Origin of the sequence: Streptacidiphilus sp. EB129 (assembly GCF_041262645.1) — a bacterium.
GTDB lineage: Bacteria > Actinomycetota > Actinomycetes > Streptomycetales > Streptomycetaceae > Streptacidiphilus.
The window spans coordinates 1-1,695 of sequence record NZ_JBGCCS010000102.1; the positions used below are offsets into that span (position 1 = coordinate 1).

Below are 1,695 nucleotides of genomic sequence, written 5' to 3' on the forward strand. Positions count from 1 at the left end.
AGACGCCGTTTTCGTACCGAACTTGATCGACTGTTTTCGCAGGTCAGGTATGGCGTTGTCGTTTGTGCGGAAGAGCTGAGCCATCGGGGATTCTCGTCGGTGGAGGTGCTGGGTGGCGTCGGTCGTTGGTCTGCTGGAGGCTCGGGAGCTGGCCGCGCGAGAGCGTGTGGAGGGATTGCGGGAGGCGGCGGACCGGATCCTGGCCGAGCTTGCCGCTGCGGAGACGGACTGGCAGGGCTGGGTGATCGCCCGGCAGCGGGTCGGTGAGGTCCTGACCGACCTGCCGGAGCCGGAGTGTCCGCCGCGGGCAGGGGCGGCCGGGCCGGTACCGGCGGGCGAGTTGCCGGCACCGGTGGCTGCCTCGCAGGTGGTATCACCGTCTTCAGCAGGGCCGGCCCGGCGGGGCTCGATCGTGCCGGTGTGGCGGCCCGGGTTGAAGTCGGGCGTGCTCGCGGTTGAGTACCAGCGCATTCTCGCTCTGCTGGCCGAGGGGTCCTCGCGGGGGCAGGGAGTGATGTCGTGTCAGGAGCTTGCGGCCGGGCTGGGACTGGAGCTGACGTCGGCGAATGTCGAGGGCAGGGTGCGGTCGCGGGCCAAGCGGTTGGCGGACCGGGGCTGGCTGGCCGAGCCTGCGCCGGGCGGGTTCACGCTCGCTTCCGGGCCCGCCGCCGACTCATGAGCATGGTCATCGACCACAGCACCATCGCTTCGTGGACTTCGGGCAGCGTCTCGTAGTCGCGCACCAGGCGTCGCGAACGCATCAGCCAGCTCAAGGTCCGCTCCACCACCCAGCGCCTGGGCAGCACCACGAACCCCGAGGTGTCATCGCTCCGCTTGACGATCTGCAGGGTGACCCGGAGCTTCTCCGCGGCCCAGCCCACCAGCCGACCGGCATAGCCGCCGTCGGCCCAGACCAGGGTGATCTTCCGGTAGCGCTCGCGCAAGCGCTCCAGCAGCGGCTGGGCCGCGTGGCGGTCCTGGACGCTCGCGGCGGTGACCATCACGGCCAGCAGTAGTCCCAGGCTGTCCACGACGATGTGCCGCTTGCGCCCGCCCACCCGTTTTCCGCCGTCCCAGCCGGAGGTGGAGCGCGGAACACTGGGCGCGGCCCGTAGCGACTGCGCGTCGATGACGGCGGCTGTCGGCTCCGGGTCCCGGCCGGCGTCCTCGCGGACCAGCGCGCGCAGTCGGTCGTGGAGTTCTACCAGCAGGCCCTTCAGGCGCCAGCGGCGGGCGAATGCGTAGACCCGGCCCCAGGGCGGGAAGTCGGCCGGCATGGACCGCCAGGTGATGCCGCCCGCGACCAGGTAACGGACTGCGTCCAACATCTGCCGGTGGCAGTAGCCCTCCGGCTGACCGCCCCGGCCGTTCATCCACGCCGGAACCGGGAACGCCGCGCGCACCACGGCCCACTCCGTGTCGCTCATGTCCGAGGGATACCTCGGTCGCCTGTCCGGTCGGTCTCCCGCGTTCCCGAACCTGTGCGCGAGACAGTCACACGACCGGGCAACCGAGTTGGACCCTGCGGGCACCGAAAGGGAAGACTGCACCGTAGGGCCTCCTGATTGCTCTGGACTCGACACCCACGAGCTGTGCAGGAGGCCCTACTTGCATGCCTCGACCACCGGAAGTTCAGTCCACCGAGTCGACGCAATCGAACCCGCGCTCACCATGACCGATACGAAGACGGCGTCT

Annotated in this window: 2 protein-coding genes; one reads left to right on the forward strand and one right to left on the reverse strand. The window is 70.0% G+C overall.

Going from position 1 to position 1,695, the window contains the following annotated elements; all coding sequences use genetic code 11:
• Positions 1 to 112 precede the first annotated feature (112 nt).
• The gene (locus ABH925_RS37615) at positions 113 to 679 is read left to right on the forward strand and encodes a hypothetical protein (RefSeq protein WP_370156136.1); all 567 of its coding nucleotides are present in this window, start codon (positions 113 to 115) and stop codon (positions 677 to 679) included.
• Here the strand turns inward: ABH925_RS37615 and ABH925_RS37620 are convergent.
• A complete protein-coding gene (locus ABH925_RS37620; RefSeq protein WP_370156137.1) occupies positions 645 to 1,427 on the reverse strand; it encodes an IS5 family transposase in 783 nt (260 codons plus the stop codon). The two genes, ABH925_RS37615 and ABH925_RS37620, sit on opposite strands and share 35 nt — an antisense overlap.
• Positions 1,428 to 1,695: the final 268 nt, after the last annotated feature.

Coding starts and splice junctions, on each gene's coding strand:
- ABH925_RS37620 (WP_370156137.1), bottom strand. CDS start 1,427: ATGAGCGACACGGAGTGGGCCGTGGTGCGCGCGGCGTTCCCGGTTCCG.